Source organism: Microbacterium sp. RU33B, from assembly GCF_900155915.1.
Taxonomy (GTDB): domain Bacteria; phylum Actinomycetota; class Actinomycetes; order Actinomycetales; family Microbacteriaceae; genus Microbacterium.
In genome coordinates, this window is the sequence record NZ_FTPO01000001.1 from 774876 (window position 1) to 792785 (window position 17910).

At 71.1% G+C, this 17910-nt stretch carries 15 protein-coding genes and 1 tRNA gene; 12 read left to right on the forward strand and 4 right to left on the reverse strand.

Features of this window, described 5'->3' with window-relative positions:
- The first annotated feature begins 5 nt into the window (after positions 1–5).
- Positions 6–947 (forward strand): phosphodiesterase, encoded by a 942-nt coding sequence (locus B0B14_RS03815; protein WP_076680171.1) that lies wholly within the window; start codon positions 6–8, stop codon positions 945–947.
- Here the strand turns inward: B0B14_RS03815 and B0B14_RS03820 are convergent.
- Positions 892–2487 carry a stealth family protein gene (locus B0B14_RS03820; RefSeq protein WP_076680172.1) on the reverse strand — a complete coding sequence of 532 codons (1596 nt, stop codon included), beginning with the start codon at positions 2485–2487 and terminating at the stop codon, positions 892–894. The two genes, B0B14_RS03815 and B0B14_RS03820, sit on opposite strands and share 56 nt — an antisense overlap.
- A gap of 177 nt (positions 2488–2664) precedes the next feature.
- Here B0B14_RS03820 and rsmA point away from each other — a divergent pair, with 177 nt between their 5' ends.
- From rsmA to B0B14_RS03835, 3 genes are read left to right on the forward strand one after another with little or no spacing between them, the layout of a single operon-like run.
- A complete protein-coding gene (gene rsmA, locus B0B14_RS03825; RefSeq protein WP_076680173.1) occupies positions 2665–3540 on the forward strand; it encodes a 16S rRNA (adenine(1518)-N(6)/adenine(1519)-N(6))-dimethyltransferase RsmA in 876 nt (291 codons plus the stop codon).
- Positions 3537–4604 (forward strand): aldo/keto reductase, encoded by a 1068-nt coding sequence (locus tag B0B14_RS03830; RefSeq protein ID WP_076680174.1) that lies wholly within the window; start codon positions 3537–3539, stop codon positions 4602–4604. The genes rsmA and B0B14_RS03830 overlap by 4 nt, the downstream gene beginning before the upstream one ends.
- Before the next feature lie 25 nt (positions 4605–4629).
- Positions 4630–5565 (forward strand): 4-(cytidine 5'-diphospho)-2-C-methyl-D-erythritol kinase, encoded by a 936-nt coding sequence (locus B0B14_RS03835; RefSeq protein WP_076680175.1) that lies wholly within the window; start codon positions 4630–4632, stop codon positions 5563–5565.
- Between the two features lies 1 nt (position 5566).
- Here the strand turns inward: B0B14_RS03835 and B0B14_RS03840 are convergent, their stop codons facing one another.
- The gene (locus tag B0B14_RS03840) at positions 5567–6769 is read right to left on the reverse strand and encodes a hypothetical protein (protein WP_143733613.1); all 1203 of its coding nucleotides are present in this window, start codon (positions 6767–6769) and stop codon (positions 5567–5569) included.
- A gap of 94 nt (positions 6770–6863) precedes the next feature.
- On the opposite strand from B0B14_RS03840, the gene B0B14_RS03845 reads away from it, so the two are divergent.
- Entirely contained in the window at positions 6864–8174 is a 1311-nt protein-coding gene (locus B0B14_RS03845; RefSeq protein ID WP_076680177.1) for a GNAT family N-acetyltransferase, read from the forward strand.
- Between the two features lie 10 nt (positions 8175–8184).
- On the opposite strand, the gene B0B14_RS03850 is transcribed toward B0B14_RS03845, so the two are convergent.
- Both B0B14_RS03850 and B0B14_RS03855 read right to left on the reverse strand, forming a co-directional pair.
- Positions 8185–10002 carry an ABC-F family ATP-binding cassette domain-containing protein gene (locus B0B14_RS03850; protein WP_076680178.1) on the reverse strand — a complete coding sequence of 606 codons (1818 nt, stop codon included), beginning with the start codon at positions 10000–10002 and terminating at the stop codon, positions 8185–8187.
- 46 nt (positions 10003–10048) lie between these two features.
- Positions 10049–10546 (reverse strand): MarR family winged helix-turn-helix transcriptional regulator, encoded by a 498-nt coding sequence (locus tag B0B14_RS03855; protein ID WP_076680179.1) that lies wholly within the window; start codon positions 10544–10546, stop codon positions 10049–10051.
- Positions 10547–10608: 62 nt separating this feature from the next.
- On the opposite strand from B0B14_RS03855, the gene B0B14_RS03860 reads away from it, so the two are divergent.
- The 7 genes from B0B14_RS03860 to B0B14_RS03890 all read left to right on the forward strand — a co-directional run bounded on the left by B0B14_RS03860 (position 10609) and on the right by B0B14_RS03890 (position 17908).
- A tRNA-Gln gene (locus B0B14_RS03860) sits at positions 10609–10680 on the forward strand.
- A 1-nt stretch (position 10681) separates the two neighbouring features.
- Positions 10682–12142: a bifunctional UDP-N-acetylglucosamine diphosphorylase/glucosamine-1-phosphate N-acetyltransferase GlmU gene (glmU, locus tag B0B14_RS03865; protein WP_076680180.1), complete on the forward strand. Its 1461-nt coding sequence runs from the start codon at positions 10682–10684 to the stop codon at positions 12140–12142.
- Entirely contained in the window at positions 12120–13151 is a 1032-nt protein-coding gene (locus B0B14_RS03870; protein WP_076680181.1) for a ribose-phosphate diphosphokinase, read from the forward strand. Before glmU ends, B0B14_RS03870 begins: the two co-directional genes overlap by 23 nt.
- Before the next feature lie 10 nt (positions 13152–13161).
- Positions 13162–15891, forward strand: coding sequence for a cation-translocating P-type ATPase (locus tag B0B14_RS03875; protein WP_076680182.1), 2730 nt, complete (start codon positions 13162–13164; stop codon positions 15889–15891).
- Positions 15892–15983: 92 nt separating this feature from the next.
- A complete protein-coding gene (locus tag B0B14_RS03880) occupies positions 15984–16439 on the forward strand; it encodes an FMN-binding protein (protein ID WP_076680183.1) in 456 nt (151 codons plus the stop codon).
- A gap of 1 nt (position 16440) precedes the next feature.
- The gene (locus tag B0B14_RS03885; protein ID WP_076680184.1) at positions 16441–17316 is read left to right on the forward strand and encodes an FAD:protein FMN transferase; all 876 of its coding nucleotides are present in this window, start codon (positions 16441–16443) and stop codon (positions 17314–17316) included.
- Between the two features lie 34 nt (positions 17317–17350).
- Complete coding sequence (locus tag B0B14_RS03890; protein WP_076680185.1) at positions 17351–17908, forward strand: MOSC domain-containing protein; 558 nt, start codon at positions 17351–17353, stop codon at positions 17906–17908.
- Positions 17909–17910: the final 2 nt, after the last annotated feature.

Here is a 17910-nt window from a genome sequence, read left to right on the forward strand (position 1 = left end):
GAGACGTGCGCGCTGCCGAGTATCCTGCGCCCGAGCGCGTGCTGGTGCACCTGAGCGACACGCATCTGCGCGCGGCGGGTTCGCGACTGTACGACGAGATCGACTCCGCCGAGCGCCTCGAGCGTGTGCTCGAGACGATCGAGTCCAGCGGACTGCACCCCGATGCGGTCGTGATCACGGGTGACCTCGCCGACTTCGGCGAGGCTGCGGCCTACCGCCAGCTGCGCTCGCTCGTCGGGCCGTTCGCGGCGAGGCTCGGCACCCGGATCGTGTGGGTCATGGGCAACCACGACGATCGGCCGGCGTTCCGCGCGGCGCTGCTCGGTGACGATTCCGCCGACCTCGCGCCCATCGACCGCGTCGACGAGCTGGATGGACTGCGCCTGATCACCCTCGACACGACGGTGCCCGGCCACCACCACGGCGAGCTCGGCGACGCCCAGCTCGGGTGGCTGCGCGATGTGCTCGCCACCCCGGCTCCTCTGGGCACGATCCTCGCGATGCACCATCCGCCCGTGCCGAGCGTGCTGCCGCTCGCCGCGACGGTCGAGCTGCGCGACCAGTCCCGCCTGGCCGAGGTCCTGCGCGGAAGCGATGTGCGCACGATCATCGCCGGTCACCTCCACTACTCGACGTTCGCGACGTTCGCCGGCATCCCCGTCTCCGTGGCGTCGGCCACGTGCTACACGCAGGACCTCACGGTTCCCGTGGGCGGAACGCGTCCGCAGGACGCGGCGCAGGGGTACAACCTGGTGCACGTCTACGACGAGACGATCGTGCACTCGGTCGTCGCCCTGCCCTCGGCGCCGCATCCGCTCGAGTACGTCGACGCCGCCGACGCCCGCAGGCGCCTCGCGGCGGCGGGGATCGATGCGGGCGAGGAGCGTCGGCTCAGCGAGGCGCGACGGATCGCGCCGCCGACAGAGCCTCTGCAGGTTCTGCGCTGACGTCGGCTCGCTCCCAGGGCCCCGGCACGGGGAACATGCGCTCCAGCGCCGCGCTCACCGCCCGCACCCGGAGGGCCTCGGGCACTTCGGCCGCTCCGCCGTCGTTCAGGCAGAACATGTCGGTGCTCCGCCCCGACGCGAGACGCTCCATGCGCGGGAGGGCGATCGCCATCGTCGTCTGCACGTAGCGCACCCGCGGTTCGGTCGTCGCGATCGCACGCCCCGTGAACAGCGCGTGATAGTGGTAGAGGCAGTTCGTGGCCGAGATGTCGGTCGCCGAGCGGAAGCGGGATGCCGCGGTGCGGGCGAAGTCGTCGGCGTACTCGCCCTCGAGCTCGGCCATGACGCTGCGGCGCAGCGGAGTGGCGCAGTGCTCGAGATCGCGTGTGATGACGCGGCCGAAGCGGGCCTCCAGGAGCGCGCGGTTCACGCGCAGGGCGTTGTCGTGGCCGCTGCGCTCCAGGCGCGTGGGTCCGGCGCCGATGCGCACGCCGCACTCGACGAACTTCGAAAGCCCGCCCGACGTGAAGAACATCTCGGGCGCGACCGGACGGCCGAAGAACATGTCGTCGTTCGAGTACAGGAAGTGCTCCGCGAGCCCTTCGATGCGGTGGATCTGCGCCTCGACGGCGTGCGAATTGTGCGTGGGGAGCACCGACGGATCGGCGAAGAACTCCTCGCTGCGCACGATCGTGACCTTGGGATCGTCCAGGAGCCAGGCGGGGGCGGGGGAGTCGGTCGCGATGAAGATGCGGCGCACCCACGGCGCGTACATGTGCACGCTGCGCAGGGCGTACCGCAGCTCGTCGGTCTGGCGATAGCGGGCCGCGCCGTCGTCGCCGTCGCCCACGACGTACTCGGCGAGACGCGCGGCGCGCTGGCGCTGGAAGTCGGTCGACGAGCCGTCGACCCAGGAGAAGACCATGTCGATGTCGTGCGTGAACTCGTCGGGATGCGGATCGAACATGCCGGCGACCGTGCGCCACGATCGGCCGTACCGCTCGACGTCGACGATCCCGATGTCCTCCGCCGGGGTCGAGCGCCGCATGAGCACGTTCTCGCGCGGCGCGTGCACGACACCGTCCTCCGACCGCCAGAACTCGATGCGCACGGCCGTGTCGGCGCCGAACGCGAGACCGCCGGCGCGCACGACGCGGGGACGGAACACGCGCAGGGAAGACGCCCGGAGGGCGTCCGCCGCCTCCGCGATGGGGACCGGGGCGGCTCCCTTGAGCTTGGCGTAGAGCGGCTCCAGGCCGCCGAGGTCGGCGAGCACCGAAAGGGCGTCCGCGCGCCGTGCGGCGTCGACGGCGAGGGCGGGCACGCGCACCGCGTGCCGGATGAGGAGCACCGGGATGCCGGCATCCTCGAGCGCCGCGGCGATCAGCAGCAGATCGGCGGTGCGCGCGGCATCCGGAGTCGCGAGGGGATCGTGCAGGTGCAGGATGCCGCGCTCGAGCACGACGTCGTCGCGCTCGAGGAGCGCCGACCAGGAGTCGGGGCGTGCGGGCAGAGCTGTGAGGGCGTTCGAAGCGGTCAAGGGGGTCCTCCCACCGGAGCCAGGGGTTCGCTCAGGCTAAGCGCCACCTGTTTCGCACAGGTTTCCCCTTGAAATGGCCTCGGATCTGTGCAGCGGTGTCGTGGAGCGACGGAAGCTGCATCTCGCGTCGACGGCGGAGAACCGACCCTACACCGCGCGCCTGGGTACTGTGGAGACATGCCTGTGACGCTTCTCGGGGCGGCGGAGATCCGCGCCCTCGCCGCCGAGCTCGACGTCACCCCGACGAAGAAGCTCGGCCAGAACTTCGTCGTCGACGCCAACACGGTGCGCAAGATCGTGCACGTCGCCGGCGTGCGCGACGGGGAGCGCGTCGTGGAGATCGGCCCGGGGCTCGGGTCGCTGACGCTCGCGATCCTCGAGGCGGGCGCGGCGGTCACCGCCGTGGAGATCGATCACCGCCTCGCGGAGCGTCTCTCCGCGACGGCGGCGGCGCACGGCGTCGCGGGGGACCGGCTCACGGTGGTCGACGCCGACGCCCTCCGTGTCACCGAGCTGCCGGGCGACCCGACGATCCTCGTGGCCAACCTCCCGTACAACGTCTCGGTGCCGGTGCTGCTGCACTTCCTCGAGACGTTCCCCCATCTCGATCGCGGCGTCGTGATGGTGCAGGCCGAAGTGGGGGAGCGCCTCGCGGCTCCTCCCGGATCGAAGGTCTACGGAGCCCCGAGCGTCAAGGCGGCCTGGTACGGCACGTGGCGCCTCGCGGGCACCGTGTCGCGGCAGGTGTTCTGGCCGGTGCCCAACGTCGATTCGGTCCTCGTCGGCTTCCAGCGCGACGGCGAGCCGCGCGGCACCGAAGAGGAGCGCCGCGCCACGTTCGCCATCGTGGATGCGGCGTTCCAGCAGCGGCGCAAGATGCTCCGGCAGGCGCTGTCGGGCATCTTCGGCGGCGGCTCGGCCGAGGCATCCGCGGTCCTGGAAGCCGCCGGCGTCGCTCCGACCGCGCGCGGCGAAGAGCTCACGGTCGACGACTTCCAGCACATCGCGCGCGTCGCCCCCGCCCGATCGGCGCGCGCTAGCCTCGGAGGGTGACCGAAGACTCGCGCTACCTCGCCCGCGGAGGAGACCTCCACCGTCCCTACACCGCCGCGGACGACCGCTACGCCCGGACCGAGTACCGCCGCGTCGGCACGTCGGGTCTGACGCTCCCGCCGATCTCGCTCGGCTTGTGGTGGAACTTCGGCGACAACATCCCCTTCGACGACCAGCGCGCGCTCCTGCGCCACGCGTTCGATCAGGGCATCACGCACTTCGACCTGGCGAACAACTACGGACCGCCCTACGGCTCCGCCGAGGTGAACTTCGGCCGCATGATGCGGGAGGACTTCGCGCCGTACCGCGACGAGCTCATCCTGTCGTCCAAGGCCGGTTACGACATGTGGCACGGCCCCTACGGCAACGGCGGATCGCGCAAGTACATCCTGGCCAGTGCGGAGCGGTCGCTGAAGGCCATGAGCGTCGACTACGTCGACATCTTCTACTCGCACCGCGTCGACCCCGACGTGCCGATCGAGGAGACCGTCGGCGCGCTCGACACCCTCGTGCGGCAGGGCAAGGCGCTGTACGTCGGCATCTCCTCCTACAGCGCCGAGCGCACGGCGACCGCCGCTGCCGTCGCCCGCAGCCTCGGCACGCCCCTCGTCATCCACCAGCCGTCGTACTCGATCCTCAACCGCTGGGTCGAAGACGGCCTCACGGGGGTGCTCGATCAGGAGGGGATGGGGGCGATCGCCTTCACGCCGCTCGCGCAGGGGCTGCTCACCGACAAGTACCTCGGCGACGGCACGGCGAGCCGCGCCCAGCAGCGGTCGTCGCTTCCGGGGCGACGGCTCTCGGAGCAGGGCATCGAGACCCTGCGCGGGCTCAACGTCATCGCCGAGCGCCGCGGGCAGACGCTCGCGCAGATGGCCATCCAGTGGGTGCTGCGCAGCCCCGTCGTCGCGTCGGCGCTCATCGGGGCCTCCCGGCCGGAGCAGATCGACGAGAACCTCGCCGCCCTGTCGGGCCCGGCCTTCACCCCGGACGAGCTGGAGCAGATCGACGACCTCTCCGGTGGGATCGACGTCGACCTGTGGGCGACGTCCGCGAACGCATGATCCGGATGCCGAGGAGGGCGGTGCGATGACGGGGCTGGCCGTGACCGGGCATCGCGTTCACGTGCGGGCGCCGGGGAAGATCAACGTCTTCTTCGAAGTCGGCGACGTGCAGGACGACGGGTACCACGACGTGGCGTCGGCCTATCAGGCCGTCTCGCTGTACGAGGACGTCTGGGCGGAGCACTCCGACGAGTTCACCATCGCGGTATCGGGGACCGTCGACGTGTCGGGCGTGCCCGAAGACGACCGCAACCTCGCACTGCGCGCCGCGCGGCTGGTCGCGAAGGAGGCCGGCCACACCGGAGGCGTGCACCTCGACATCGTCAAGCACGTTCCGGTCGCCGGCGGCATGGGCGGAGGATCGGCGGATGCCGCGGCCGCCCTCGTCGCCTGCGATGCGCTGTGGGGCGCCGAGCTCGGCACCGCGACCCTCCTGCGCCTGGCCGCGCGTCTCGGCGCGGATGTGCCGTTCTCGCTCCTCGGCGGCACCGCGATCGGAACCGGGCGCGGCGATCAGCTGAGCCCTGCCCTCGCGAAGGGCCGATTCGACTGGGTCATCGTGACATCCGACGACGACGGCCTCTCCACTCCCGCGGTCTACGCGCACCTGGACGAGCTGCGGTCGCGTGTCGACGTCGTCCCCGCCGTCCGTGCGCCGGACGTCGACCCCGCCGTGCTGCAGGCGCTGCGCGCGGGCGATGCCACAGCTCTGGCCGAGCGGGTGCGAAACGACCTCCAGCTCGCCGCCCTCTCTCTGCGCCCCGATCTGCGCGACGCGCTGGAGCTCGGCGAAGCTGCGGGGGCGCTCGCCGGGCTCGTGTCGGGATCCGGACCCACGCTGGCGTTCCTGGCATCCGAGCCGGAGAGCGCGCTCGAGCTCCAGGTCTCGCTCGCCGCATCCGGCTATCGTGCACTCCACGTGCACGGCCCCGTGCCGGGGGCACGGGTCGTGGCGGGCTGACTCAGCGGCACGCCATCGCGCGGTCGATCATGTCCTGCGAGGGGTAGCCGTACGCCTGCACCCCGTTGCCCTCGGCGGTGTGACCCATCCCGATCGCCCACGCCGTGGCCCACTCCTCATTGGCCGCCTGGTCCGCCGAATCGAACAGATCGCTGCACTTCGAAGTGATCGAGTGCCCGACCTCGTGCGCCACGAGCGCGCGGGCATCGGCGCTCGGCCAGTTCTCGGCCACCGAGTTCGACAGCGTGATGGTGGAGAATCCGCCGCGGATCGTGTTCCAGGTGGCGGTGCCCGCCATCCCCGCGCGGCCGCCGAGGCCGTTCACGAGGGGCGCCCAGTCGAAGTCGAGGACGACGCCGCCCGCGATCGATCGGGCGTACGCCTCGATCTCGAGCCGGGTGTCGTAGAGCGGGCCCGACTTCTCGGCGAGCTCGCTCTGCGCCGACGACGTGAGCTCCTTCGACTTCTGGACGTACTGCGCGAAGGCGCTCGCCGCGCCGGGTCCGACGCCGGTCTGCTCCGCGACAGCGGTGGCGGCATCGCGGAAGTCGAGCACCGCGAGCGCCCGCGCCGACACGTGGGCGGCCTCGATCGTGGGGGCGAGGGGGACCACGGAGGCGTAGAGGGCCTGGCCCGCCGCCTCGACGGCGTCCTGCGCGTCGCCGAGCGACTCCTCGGCTTCGGTCATCGCGGCGGCGGCCGCCGTCACGGCCTCGGCGTCGGCGTCCAGGCGGGCCGACTCCTCGAGCAGCTCCCATGCCCAGAACGGCTTCTCCACGTCGTACGGACCGAGCGGGCGCGACAGGAGCTCCTCGGCACCCGTCTGCGCCGTCGCGAGCACCGTCGTCGCCTCGACGAAACGGGCGCGGGCTGCAGGGTCGACGAGACCGTCGGCGGCCGCCTCGCCGATCACGGTCGCGGCGTCGACCGTGCGCGTGCCGTCGTCGGCGGTCTCCCGGGTGTCGGATGCCGCGGCCTCCACCTCGTCGACGGCCGACAGGAGCCGCCCGGTGGACGCGTCGAATGCCCGGTGGGCGGAGACCTGGGCGAACGCGATGCCCGCGGCGAGGAGCAGGACGACGACGACGCCCGTGATCCAGCCGATCAGCGCCCGGCGGCTCGTCCGCCGAGGCGGCGCCGGGACCGACTGCGGCTCGACGACCGGCGCGGGCGCGGGCAGGGTGATCGGCTGGTCGTGCTCCACGCTCAGCACTCTACGGCTCGGAGCAGGCGCGTCGCTGAGAGTCTGTGGAGGGCCCGGGCCCGCGGTGTCGGACCCTCCCGCGTAGCCTGTCGGGATGAGTTCTCCGCACCTCTCCGCCGTTCCCGATCCCGTGACCGCCGCACGCCTCCGGGCGAGCGGACTCGAACCGCGAGTGGTCACTTCGACCGACACGGCGTCGCTCGACGCATGGCTCGACGTCGTACGCCGCGGATTCCTCGGCGGCGACGCCACCGAGGAAGAGCGCGAGGCATCGCGCGGACGCCTCGAGTACCGACGCAAGACCGGCATCTACGACCCGTCGGCGCCCGTCGCCGATGCGCCCGTCGCGACGCTCGCGTCGTGGATCTCCGAGCTGTCCGTGCCCGGCGGTCGCGGCATCCCGTCATGTGCGATCAGCTCCGTCACGGTGTCGCCGACCCACCGTCGCCGCGGGCTCGCGCGCGCCCTCGTCGAGGGCGAGCTGGCCGTCGCGGCGTCGCAGGGCGTCCCGATGGCGATGCTCACCGTGAGCGAGTCCCCGCTGTACGGGCGCTACGGCTTCGGGCCGGCGGCGACGTCGGCGGCGATCACCCTCGACGTCAAGCGCGCGTCGTGGACGGGGCCGGTCGTGCCGGGGCGCGTGGACTTCATCCCCCGGGAGCGGCTGCGCGAGCTCGCTCCTGCGCTGCACGACCGCGTGCGACTCTCCTCGCCCGGCGAGCTCGAGATCCCCGGGGCGCACTGGGACAACATGGCCGGCACACGCCCCGACTCGAAGGACGCGCGGGAGCGCCGCGCCGTCCAGTACGCCGACGAGGCGGGCGAGGTGCGCGGTCTCGCCCTCTACGCGGTGCGCGAGAACGACGACGACTTCACCAAGGCGTTCGTGTCGCTGCACTACCTCCTGGCCGAGACGCCCGACGCGTACGCGGCGCTGTGGCGGTTCTTCGTCGAACTCGACCTGGTCGGCACGATCGAGGCGCACGAGCAGTCGGTCGACGAGCCGATCGTGTGGATGATCTCCGATCAGCGCGCGGCCACGGTCACGCTCCGCGATCACCAGTACCTGCGCATCCTCGACCTTCCGACCGCGCTGGAGGCGCGCACGTACGGCGCGGCCGGAACGCTCGTGCTCGAGGTGTCCGACCCGCTCGGCTACACCAGCGGGGAGTGGCTGCTCGAGGTCGATTCCGACCGACGCGGCCGTGTCTCGCGCCTCGAGGCGGGGGCGCACGCCGACGCGGCGCGCGTGCGGCTCGGGGTCTCCGAGCTCTCGGCGGCGTACCTGGGCGGCGTGTCTGTCGCGACGCTCGCCGTCGCCGGACGCGTGGAGGCGACGGATGCCGTCACGGCGACCCGCATCCTGTCCTGGCACGTCACTCCGCGCCTGAGCTTCTGGTACTGACGCCGCCGGCTCAGGCCAGGGCTTCGCTGAGCTCCAGCCAGCGGTCTTCGAGGGTGGCCTGCTCGTCGGCGAGGGCGGCGCGCTCGGTCTGCAGCGCGGCGATCTTCGCGTAGTCGTCATGGGCGTCGGCGAACCGTGCATCCAGCGCGGTGATCGCCGTCTGGATCTTCTGCAGGCGCCGGTCGATCGCCGACACCTCCTTTTCGGCGGTGCGGCGCTCCGCGCCGGCGAGCACGGGGGCGGATGCCGCGGCCGGCGTCGCGGCGGCGGGGGAAGAGGCATCCCGCCCGGCCTTCTGATCGGCGCGCCGGCGCAGGTACTCGTCGACGCCGTTCGGCAGGTGCCGGAGGCGGCCGTCGAGGATCGCGTACTGCTGATCGGTGACGCGCTCGAGGAAGTACCGGTCGTGGGAGACGACGATGAGCGTGCCGGGCCACGAGTCGAGCAGGTCTTCCAGGGCGGCGAGCATGTCGGTGTCGAGGTCGTTGGTCGGCTCGTCGAGGATCATCACGTTGGGCTGCTCGAGCAGGATCAGCAGCAGCTGCAGGCGCCGCTGCTGGCCGCCGGAGAGGTCCTTGACGGGCGTCGACAGCTGCGCGCTGGCGAAGCCCATGCGCTCCAGCAGCTGCCCGGGGGTGAGCTCCTGGGTCTTCGACCCCGAGCCGAAGGAGTAGCTCGTGCGGAGGCCGTCCAGGACGACGCGTACGGGATCGTCGAGGAAGGGGTCGAGGTCGTCGAGACGCTGCGTGAGGGTGGCGACCTGCACGGTCGTGCCCCGCTTGATGCGGCCGGTCGTGGGCTCGACGGTCCCCGCGATGAGTCCGAGGAGCGTGGACTTCCCGGCGCCGTTGACGCCCAGGATGCCGGTGCGCTCGCCCGGCGCGAGGCGCCACTCGATGTCGCGGAGCACGGGACCCCCGGGCCCTGAGCCTGTCGACGGGTAGGTCACCGACACGTCGAGCAGATCGACGACGTCTTTACCGAGGCGCGCGACGGCCAGCGACCGCAGTGCGACGGGGTCGCGGATCTCGGGGACGTCGGCGATCAGCGCGTTGGCCGCGTCGATGCGGAACTTCGGCTTCGCGGTGCGCGCCGGGGCACCGCGGCGCAGCCACGCGAGCTCTTTGCGAGCCAGGTTCTGACGGCGCGCCTCCGACGACGCGGCCTGTCGGTCGCGCTCGACGCGCTGGAGGATGTACGCGGCGTACCCGCCGTCGAAGGGCTCGACGAGCCGGTCGTGCACTTCCCACGTCATGGTGCAGACCTCGTCGAGGAACCACCGGTCGTGGGTGACGACCAGGAGGGCTCCCGACGTGCGCGCCCAGCGGGTCTTCAGATGCGCCGCCAGCCACGCGATCGCCTCGACGTCGAGGTGGTTGGTGGGCTCGTCCAGGGCCAGCACGTCCCAGTCGCCCACGAGGAGGCGGGCGAGGGCGACGCGCCGACGCTGTCCGCCGGAGAGCGGCACCACCGAGCCTTCCCAGTCGAGGTCGGCCAGCAGACCCGAGATGACGTCGCGCACGATCGGGCTGCCCGCCCACTCGTGCTCGGGGAGGTCGCCGACGACCGCCTCGCGGATCGTCAGCGCGTCATCCAGCGTGTCGCCCTGATCGAGCACGCCGACCGTCACCCCGCCGCGGACCGTCACCCGGCCGCCGTCGGGCTCGAGACGTCCGGCGAGCATCGCGAGCAGGCTCGACTTGCCGTCGCCGTTGCGCCCGACGATGCCGATGCGGTCTCCCTCGTCGACGCCGAGCGACACGGAGTCGAACACGACCTTCGTGGGGAACTCGAGATGAAGCGCCTCTGCGCCGAGCAGGTGGGCCATCAGGCTGCTTTCGTGGGGGTCGGTCGTGTCGGGGCGAGGGGGGCCATCAGGCGTCGAATCCGAGGCTGAGCTTGCGCAGAAGACCGGCGAGACGGTCGCGGTCCCCGCGGGACAGGGACGCGAGCAGAACGGCCTCGGCATCCACGAGGCGCGTGATCGCGGCATCCACTCTCGTGCGTCCGTCCTCGGACAGGATCACCAGGATGCTGCGTCCGTCGTCGGGATCGGCCTCGCGGCGCACGAGCCGGCGACCCACGAGGCGGTCGATGCGGTTCGTCATGGTTCCGCTGGAGACGAGCGTCTGCTGCAGCAGCTGCTTCGGACTGAGCTGGTAGGGCTCGCCGGCCCGGCGGAGGGCCGACAGCACGTCCCACTCCCAGGGCTCCAAGTCGCTGCGACGGAAGGCGTCCTTGCGCGCGCGGTCGAGGTGGCGGGAGAGCCGGTCGACGCGGGACAGCACCTCGAGCGGGGAGAAGTCCAGATCGGGACGCTGCGTCGTCCACGCGTCCACGATGCGATCGACCTCGTCGGACTCGTGTGCCATCCGTCCATTATCGCTGGCGCACCCGGGCTGGCAGACTGGAGGCGGCGGGGCGAACCCGCCGGTCCGCCGTGGTGTAACGGCAGCACGACAGCCTTTGGAGCTGTTAGGCCCAGGTTCGAATCCTGGCGGCGGAGCATGACTGAAACCACGCGTCTCGCCGTCGTCGTCCTCGCTGCGGGCCAGGGCACCCGCATGAAGTCGCGCCTCCCGAAGGTGCTGCACCCCATCGGCGGGCGTCCGCTGGTCGGGCACGTGATCGATCACGCGCGGTCGCTCGCGCCCGAGCGCGTGCTCGTGGTCGTGCGTCACGAGCGCGACCTCGTGGCCCAGGCCGCCGCGGCGACGTCGGCCGACATCCTCGTCGTGGACCAGGACGACATCCCCGGCACCGGTCGGGCCGTGCAGATCGCTCTCGAGGCGATCCCGGGCTTCACCGGCGACGTGCTCGTCCTGTCGGGCGACGTGCCGCTGCTGGAGGCCTCGACGCTCGAGGGCCTGGTCTCGGCGCATCGCGCCCGGGGCGCCGCGGCGACCGTCCTCAGTGCGATCGTGGACGACGCCACCGGCTACGGCCGTGTGATCCGCGACGAGTTCGGCGGCGTGCAGCGCATCGTCGAGCAGAAGGACGCCACCCCGGAGGAGGCATCCGTCACCGAGATCAACGCGGGCGTGTACGTCTTCCAGGCGGACCCCCTGCGCGTCCATCTCGACCTCGTCGACAGCGCCAACGCGCAGGGGGAGCGCTACCTGACGGATGTGATCGGCCTCCTGCGGGCCTCGCAGCTCGCGGTGGCCGCGGCATCCGCTCCCGATGCCTCCGATGCGCTCGGCGTGAACGACCGGGTGCAGCTGTCCGAGGCCGCACGCACGCTCAACGCGCGCACGGTGCGCCGCTGGCAGCTCGCCGGCGCGTCGATCCTCGACCCGCACACGACATGGATCGATGTGGACGCGAAGCTCGCCGCCGACGTGACGGTGCTCCCGAACACGTACATCCTCGGCACGACGGTCATCGCCGAAGGAGCCGTCGTCGGACCCGACACCACGCTGCAGGACTGCGAAGTGGGGCGGGATGCCGTCGTCAGGCGCACCGACGCGACGCTGGCCGTCATCGGCGCCGGTGCGACGGTCGGACCGTTCTCGTACCTGCGCCCGGGCACCGTGCTCGGTGAGAACGGCAAGATCGGAACGTTCGTCGAGACGAAGAACTCCACGATCGGCGAAGGCAGCAAGGTGCCGCACCTGTCGTACATCGGCGACACCACGATCGGTCGTCACGTGAACCTCGGCGCGGGGGCGATCACGGCCAATTACGACGATCTGGCCAAGCACCGCACGGAGATCGGCGACGAGGTGCACTCCGGGTCGCATAACGTCTTCGTCGCGCCCGTTAGGATCGGTGACGGAGCGAAGACCGGGGCGGGCGCGGTCATCCGCAAGGATGTCCCCGCCGGTGCCCTGGCTTTGAGCGTCGCCCCTCAGCGCAATGTCGAGGGGTGGGTCGAGATCAACCGACCGGGGACCGGTGCCGCCGACGTCGCGGCCAAGGCCCGGTCCGCACAGAAAGCGGACGATGGGACGCAAGAAGAGGATTGAGCTCGATCGCGATCACGACATCGCACCGGGGCTCGTCGCGAAGACGAAGAAGCGCCTGGTCGTCGCGACGGGGAGGTCGCACCCCGAGCTCGCGGACTCGGTCGCGCTGTCGCTGGGCACCGAACTGGTGCCCACCGAGCACCGCACCTTCGCCTCCGGCGAGATCCTGACCCGCTTCGAAGTCTCGATCCGCGGCTGCGACTTCTTCCTGATCCAGTCGTTCGGCCCTCCGGTCAACGAGTGGCTCATGGAGACGCTCATCATGCTGGATGCCGCCAAGCGCGCATCCGCGAAGCGCATCACCGTCGTCGCCCCGTACTATCCCTACTCCCGCCAGGACAAGAAGGGCCGCGGGCGCGAGCCCATCAGCGCCCGCCTGGTCGCCGACCTGCTCAAGACGGCCGGCGCCGACCGCGTCATGAGCGTCGACCTGCACGCCGCGCAGATCCAGGGCTTCTTTGACGGTCCCGTCGATCACCTCTTCGCCAAGCCCGTGCTCCTGGAGTACTTCAAGGAGACCCTGTCGGCGGAGGATCGCGCCAAGCTCACGGTCGTCTCGCCCGACACGGGGCGGGTGCGCGTGGCCGACCAGTGGTCGGACAGTCTCGGGGCACCGCTGGCGATCATCCACAAGCGCCGCGACCCGAACGTCGCCAACCAGGTGACCGTCAACGAGATCGTCGGTCATGTGGACGGCCGGGTGTGCCTCCTGGTCGACGACATGATCGACACCGGCGGCACGATCGTGAAGGCGGCCGAGGCGCTGAAGAAGAACGGCGCCGAGCGCGTGATCGTCGCGGCGACGCACGCGATCTTCAGCGATCCGGCGGCCGAGCGACTCCAGAGCGAGGCGATCGACGAGGTCGTGGTCACCGACACGATCCCGATCCCTGCGGAGAAGCGCTTCGCCACGCTCACGATCCTGCCGATCGCGCCGCTCCTGGGCCGCGCCATCCGCGAGGTCTTCGAGGACGGCTCGGTCACGAGCATGTTCGACGGCGCGGCCTGAGCCGCCGGCCATGGCCTCGCTGACGGATGCCGCGCTGACCGTCGCCCGCCCGCACGCGCTCGACGTCGAGGAGCTCGAGTCGCAGCTCCGCACGGACACGGGCGGGCTCACGAGCGCCGAGGCATCCGCCCGGCTCGCCGTCGCCGGACTCAACCTGCTTCCGGAGCCGAAGCGCAAGCCGGCGATCCTGCGGTTCTTGTCGCACTTCAACGACACGCTGATCTACATCCTGCTGGGCGCTGCCGCGATCAAGGCGATCATGGGCGACTGGCTGGACTTCTGGGTCATCATGGCGGTCGCCCTCATCAACGCCGTCATCGGCTATCTGCAGGAGGGGCGCGCCGAGAAGGCACTCGCCGGCATCCGGGGCATGCTCTCCGCCGACGCATCCGTGCGGCGCGACGGATCGTGGGGCACGGTTCCCGCGGCCGACCTGGTGCCGGGAGACGTCGTGCGCCTCATGCCGGGCGACAAGGTGCCGGCCGATGTGCGGCTGATCCAGGCCAGCCAGTTCCGCATCGACGAGTCGGCCCTGACGGGGGAGTCGGTGCCGTCGTCGAAGGACATCGACTCCGTGTTCGCCGATGCCGGTGTCGGCGATCGCTCCTCGATGGCGTTCTCCGGCACGATCGTGTCGGCCGGTCAGGGACGCGGCATCGTGACGGGCACCGGAGTCGGCACCGAGATCGGCAAGATCCAGAGCCTCGTCGGCGAAGCGGGGTCGCTCGACACGCCTCTGACGAAGCAGCTCGACGGCTTCGGTCGCGTGCTGACCCTCGTGATCCTGGGCATGGCGGTGCTCATGCTCGCGATCGGCCGCTACCTGCACGGGATGCCGTTCGCCGAGCTGATCTCGGCGACGATCGGCTTCGCCGTCGCGGCGATCCCCGAGGGTCTTCCGGCGCTCGTGACCATCACCCTCGCCATCGGCGTGCAGCAGATGGCGAAGCGCAACGCGATCACCCGCAAGCTGCCGGCCGTCGAGGCACTCGGCTCGGTGACGACGGTCTGCTCCGACAAGACCGGCACGCTCACCAAGAACGAGATGACCGTGCGGACGATCGTCACCCCCGTGGCCGCGTACGACGTGTCGGGTCTCGGCTACGACCCGGCGGGGGCGATACGGCCACTGCAGGGAGCGACGGCCGGCGCGGATCTGGCCGCGATCCTCTCGGTGGCGACGCTCTGCAACGACGCCCACATCGTGGAGGACCCGTCGACAGGCTCAGGGACCGCCCGCTGGACGCTCGTCGGCGAGCCCACGGAGGGCGCGCTGAAGGTCGCGGCGAAGAAGGGCGGGGTCGAGGCATCCGGCACCCGGATCGGGGTGCTGCCGTTCGACTCCGCGAACAAGTTCATGGCGACGCTCAACGATGGGTCCGGTGGCTCGCGTGCGCTGCTCGTGAAGGGTGCGCCGGATCGCCTGCTGGAGCGCTCGCTGACCCAGCGCGGCGCGAACGGCGCCGAGCCGCTCGACATCGTGCGGTGGGAGGCGGAGATCGACGCGCTGAGCAGTCAGGGTCTGCGCGTGCTCGCCGCCGCCCGCAAGCCCGTGCGCTCCGAGACCGACTCCGTCGCGATCGACGACCTGGTCGACCTCGAGTTCCTGGGCCTCTGGGGGATCGTCGATCCGCCCCGCCCCGAGGCGATCGAGGCCATCGCGGACTGCCACACGGCCGGCATCCGCGTGAAGATGATCACCGGCGACCACGCGGGCACCGCCCTCGCGATCGCGCGCGAGATGGGCTTGGTGCCTCAGGACGACGACGTGCGGGTGCTCACGGGCGCCGAGCTCGAGGCCCTCAGCCAGGACCAGCTGAAGGCCGTCGTCCAGGACGTCGACGTGTACGCACGCACGAGCCCCGAGCACAAGATCCGGATCGTCCGCGCGCTGCAGTCGCACGGGGAGGTCGTCGCCATGACCGGCGACGGCGTCAACGACGCGCCCGCCCTGACCCGCGCGAACGTGGGCATCGCGATGGGCATCAAGGGCACCGAGGCGACGAAGGAAGCCGCCGAGATCGTGCTCGCCGACGACAACTTCGCCACGATCCGCTCGGCCATCCGCGAAGGCCGTCGCATCTACGACAACCTCCGCAAGTCGATCGTCTTCCTTCTACCGACCAACGGAGCGCAGTCGCTCGTCATCCTCGTGGCGATCGTGTTCGGTCTCGCGCTGCCGCTCACGCCCGTGCAGGTGCTGTGGGTCAACATGATCACCGCCGTCACCCTGTCGCTCGCGCTCGCGTACGAGCCCGCCGAGCGCGGCATCATGACGCGTCCGCCGCGCAGGAACAGCGGCGGCATCATCAACGGCAGCGAGTTGGGCTTCGTGCTGCTCGTGTCGCTCATCATCGGCGGTGCGACGCTCGGCGTCTTCTACAGCGTCGTCGGGGCCGGAATCGACATCGAGTACGCCCGCACCGAGGCCGTGATGATGCTGGCACTCGGACAGCTCGCGTACCTGTTCAACTGCCGGTTCATGTCGCGGTCGAGCCTCACCCTCGACGTGCTCAAGGGCAACAGGGTGATCTGGTGGTCGGCGATCGCGCTCGTCGTGCTGCAGGTCGTCTACACCTACGCGCCGTTCATGAACGACCTGTTCGGATCGCGCCCGCTGACCGTGTGGGGGTGGGTGCTGCCGCTCGTGCTGTCGGTCGTGGTGTTCCTCGCCGTGGAAGGCCTCAAGGCGCTCCGACGGCGCCGCGAGGTGGCCGCATCCATGCGTCTGCATTCATAGCGGGTTCATAGGACATATCGACCTCGCGTTCGCTCTCGGTCTCTAGCGTGGAGACCACCTCGCAGCGAGGAACCGCAGAAGGAGGACCTCTCATGATCCGCACCACCGCCGTGCCCCGCCCCGTCCGCACCGGAGCCGCCATGCTCGGCGTCGCCGGCATGCTCACCCTCGCGGGCTGCGCCACGACCCCCAGGGCGGACGCCGAGTCGACCGCCGACGCGGGATCTGGCACCGACGCGACCACCGGCGGTCCCTACACCGACGGCACCTACACGGCCGAGGGATCGTACGCGACGCCCGAATCGGTCGAGGAGATCAGTGTCACCGTCACCCTGGAAGACGATGTCATCACCGCCGTCGAGGTGACGGGCAACCCGACCAAGCGGGAGTCCGAGCAGTACCAGGGCCAGTTCATCGGCGGTATCGAGGAGGTCGTGGTGGGTCAGGACATCGACGACATCTCGGTGAGCCGCGTCGCGGGGTCGTCGCTCACGAGCGGCGGCTTCAACGAGGCGATCGAAGCGATCAAGGCGGAAGCGGCGGCGTGACGTGACGGCGTCGGTCTGGCGCTTCGACGCGATCGGCACGGTCTGGGAGATCGAGACGGCCGCGCCCCTCGACGGCGCCGTCCGCTCCGCGGTGACGGAGGACATCGACGCCTTCGACCGGGAGTGGTCGCGATTCCGATCCGACTCACTGGTCTCGGCGCTCGCGCGGGGTGCGGGCGCGGTGCCCGCACCCCGCGATGCCGAAGACATGCTCGCGGCGTACGGAGACCTGTCTGCGGCCACCGGCGGAGCCGTGAACCCCCTGGTGGGGTCGGTGCTCGAGCGACGCGGATACGACGCGTCGTACTCGCTCGTCGACGGCGGCGCGGAGCCCGCGCCCCGCGACCTGCTCGCCGTGGACGACGGCCTGCTCACGCTCCGCGAGCCGGCCGTCATCGACGTCGGGGCGCTCGGCAAGGGCCGGCTCGTCGATCTCGTGCTCGGTGTCGTGGCGGCCGCCGTTCCCGGCGACGTCGTCGTCGACGCCGGCGGCGACATCGCCGTGCGGGGCGGGCCGCACCGCATCGGTCTCGAGCATCCCTTCGACGCGCGGCGTGCGATCGGCGTCGTGGAGGTGACGGATGCCGCTCTCTGCGCATCGGCGTCCAACCGGCGCGCGTGGCCGTCGGCGACGGGGGAGACCCTCCACCACGTGCTCGATGCCCGAACGGGTCAGCCCGTGCGGACGATCGTCGCCGCGTGGGCGGTCGCCCCGACGGCGATGCGGGCCGATGCGATCGCCACTGCGCTGTTCTTCGACGGCGGTGCGCGGCTCGCCCACGACTGGGGCGTCGAGTGGGTCCGGATGCTGTCCGACGGCCGTGTCGAGTACTCGCCGGCGTCGACCGCGACGCTGTTCACGGCATCCGGACCGTGATCCCGAGGCGCTGACGACGGCTAGCGTGGATCCCATGACCTTCGACACCGACGAACCGCACGTCGTCGCCGTCGCACGCGACCGCGCCCACCGATTCAGCAAGCCTCTGGCCGAGGAGATCGTGCTCGTCGAAGGCTGGGGAGTCGAGGGCGACGCGCACGGCGGACCCACCGTGCAGCACCTCTCGCGGCTCCGGCGCGATCCGGAGGCCGCGAATCTGCGTCAGGTGCACCTCATCCATTCGGAGCTGTTCGACCTCGCAGAGCATCGCGGGCATGCCGTGGCGCCCGGCCAGCTCGGCGAGAACATCACGACGGCCGGAATCGACCTGCTCGGCCTGCCGCGGGGAGCCCGCGTGCACCTCGGAGCCGATGCCGTGGTCGAGATCACGGGTCTTCGCAATCCGTGCACGCAGATCAACGGACTCTCGGAGGGTCTCATGAAGGAGCTCGTCTACGTCGACGACGCCGGACAGACCGTCCGCCTCGCCGGCGTCATGTCGATCGTCGTCCGCGGCGGCGCGGTGCGCCCGGGAGACGGCATCCGGGTCACCCTCCCCGAGGGCGCCCCCGAGCGGCTGCAGGCGGTCTGACC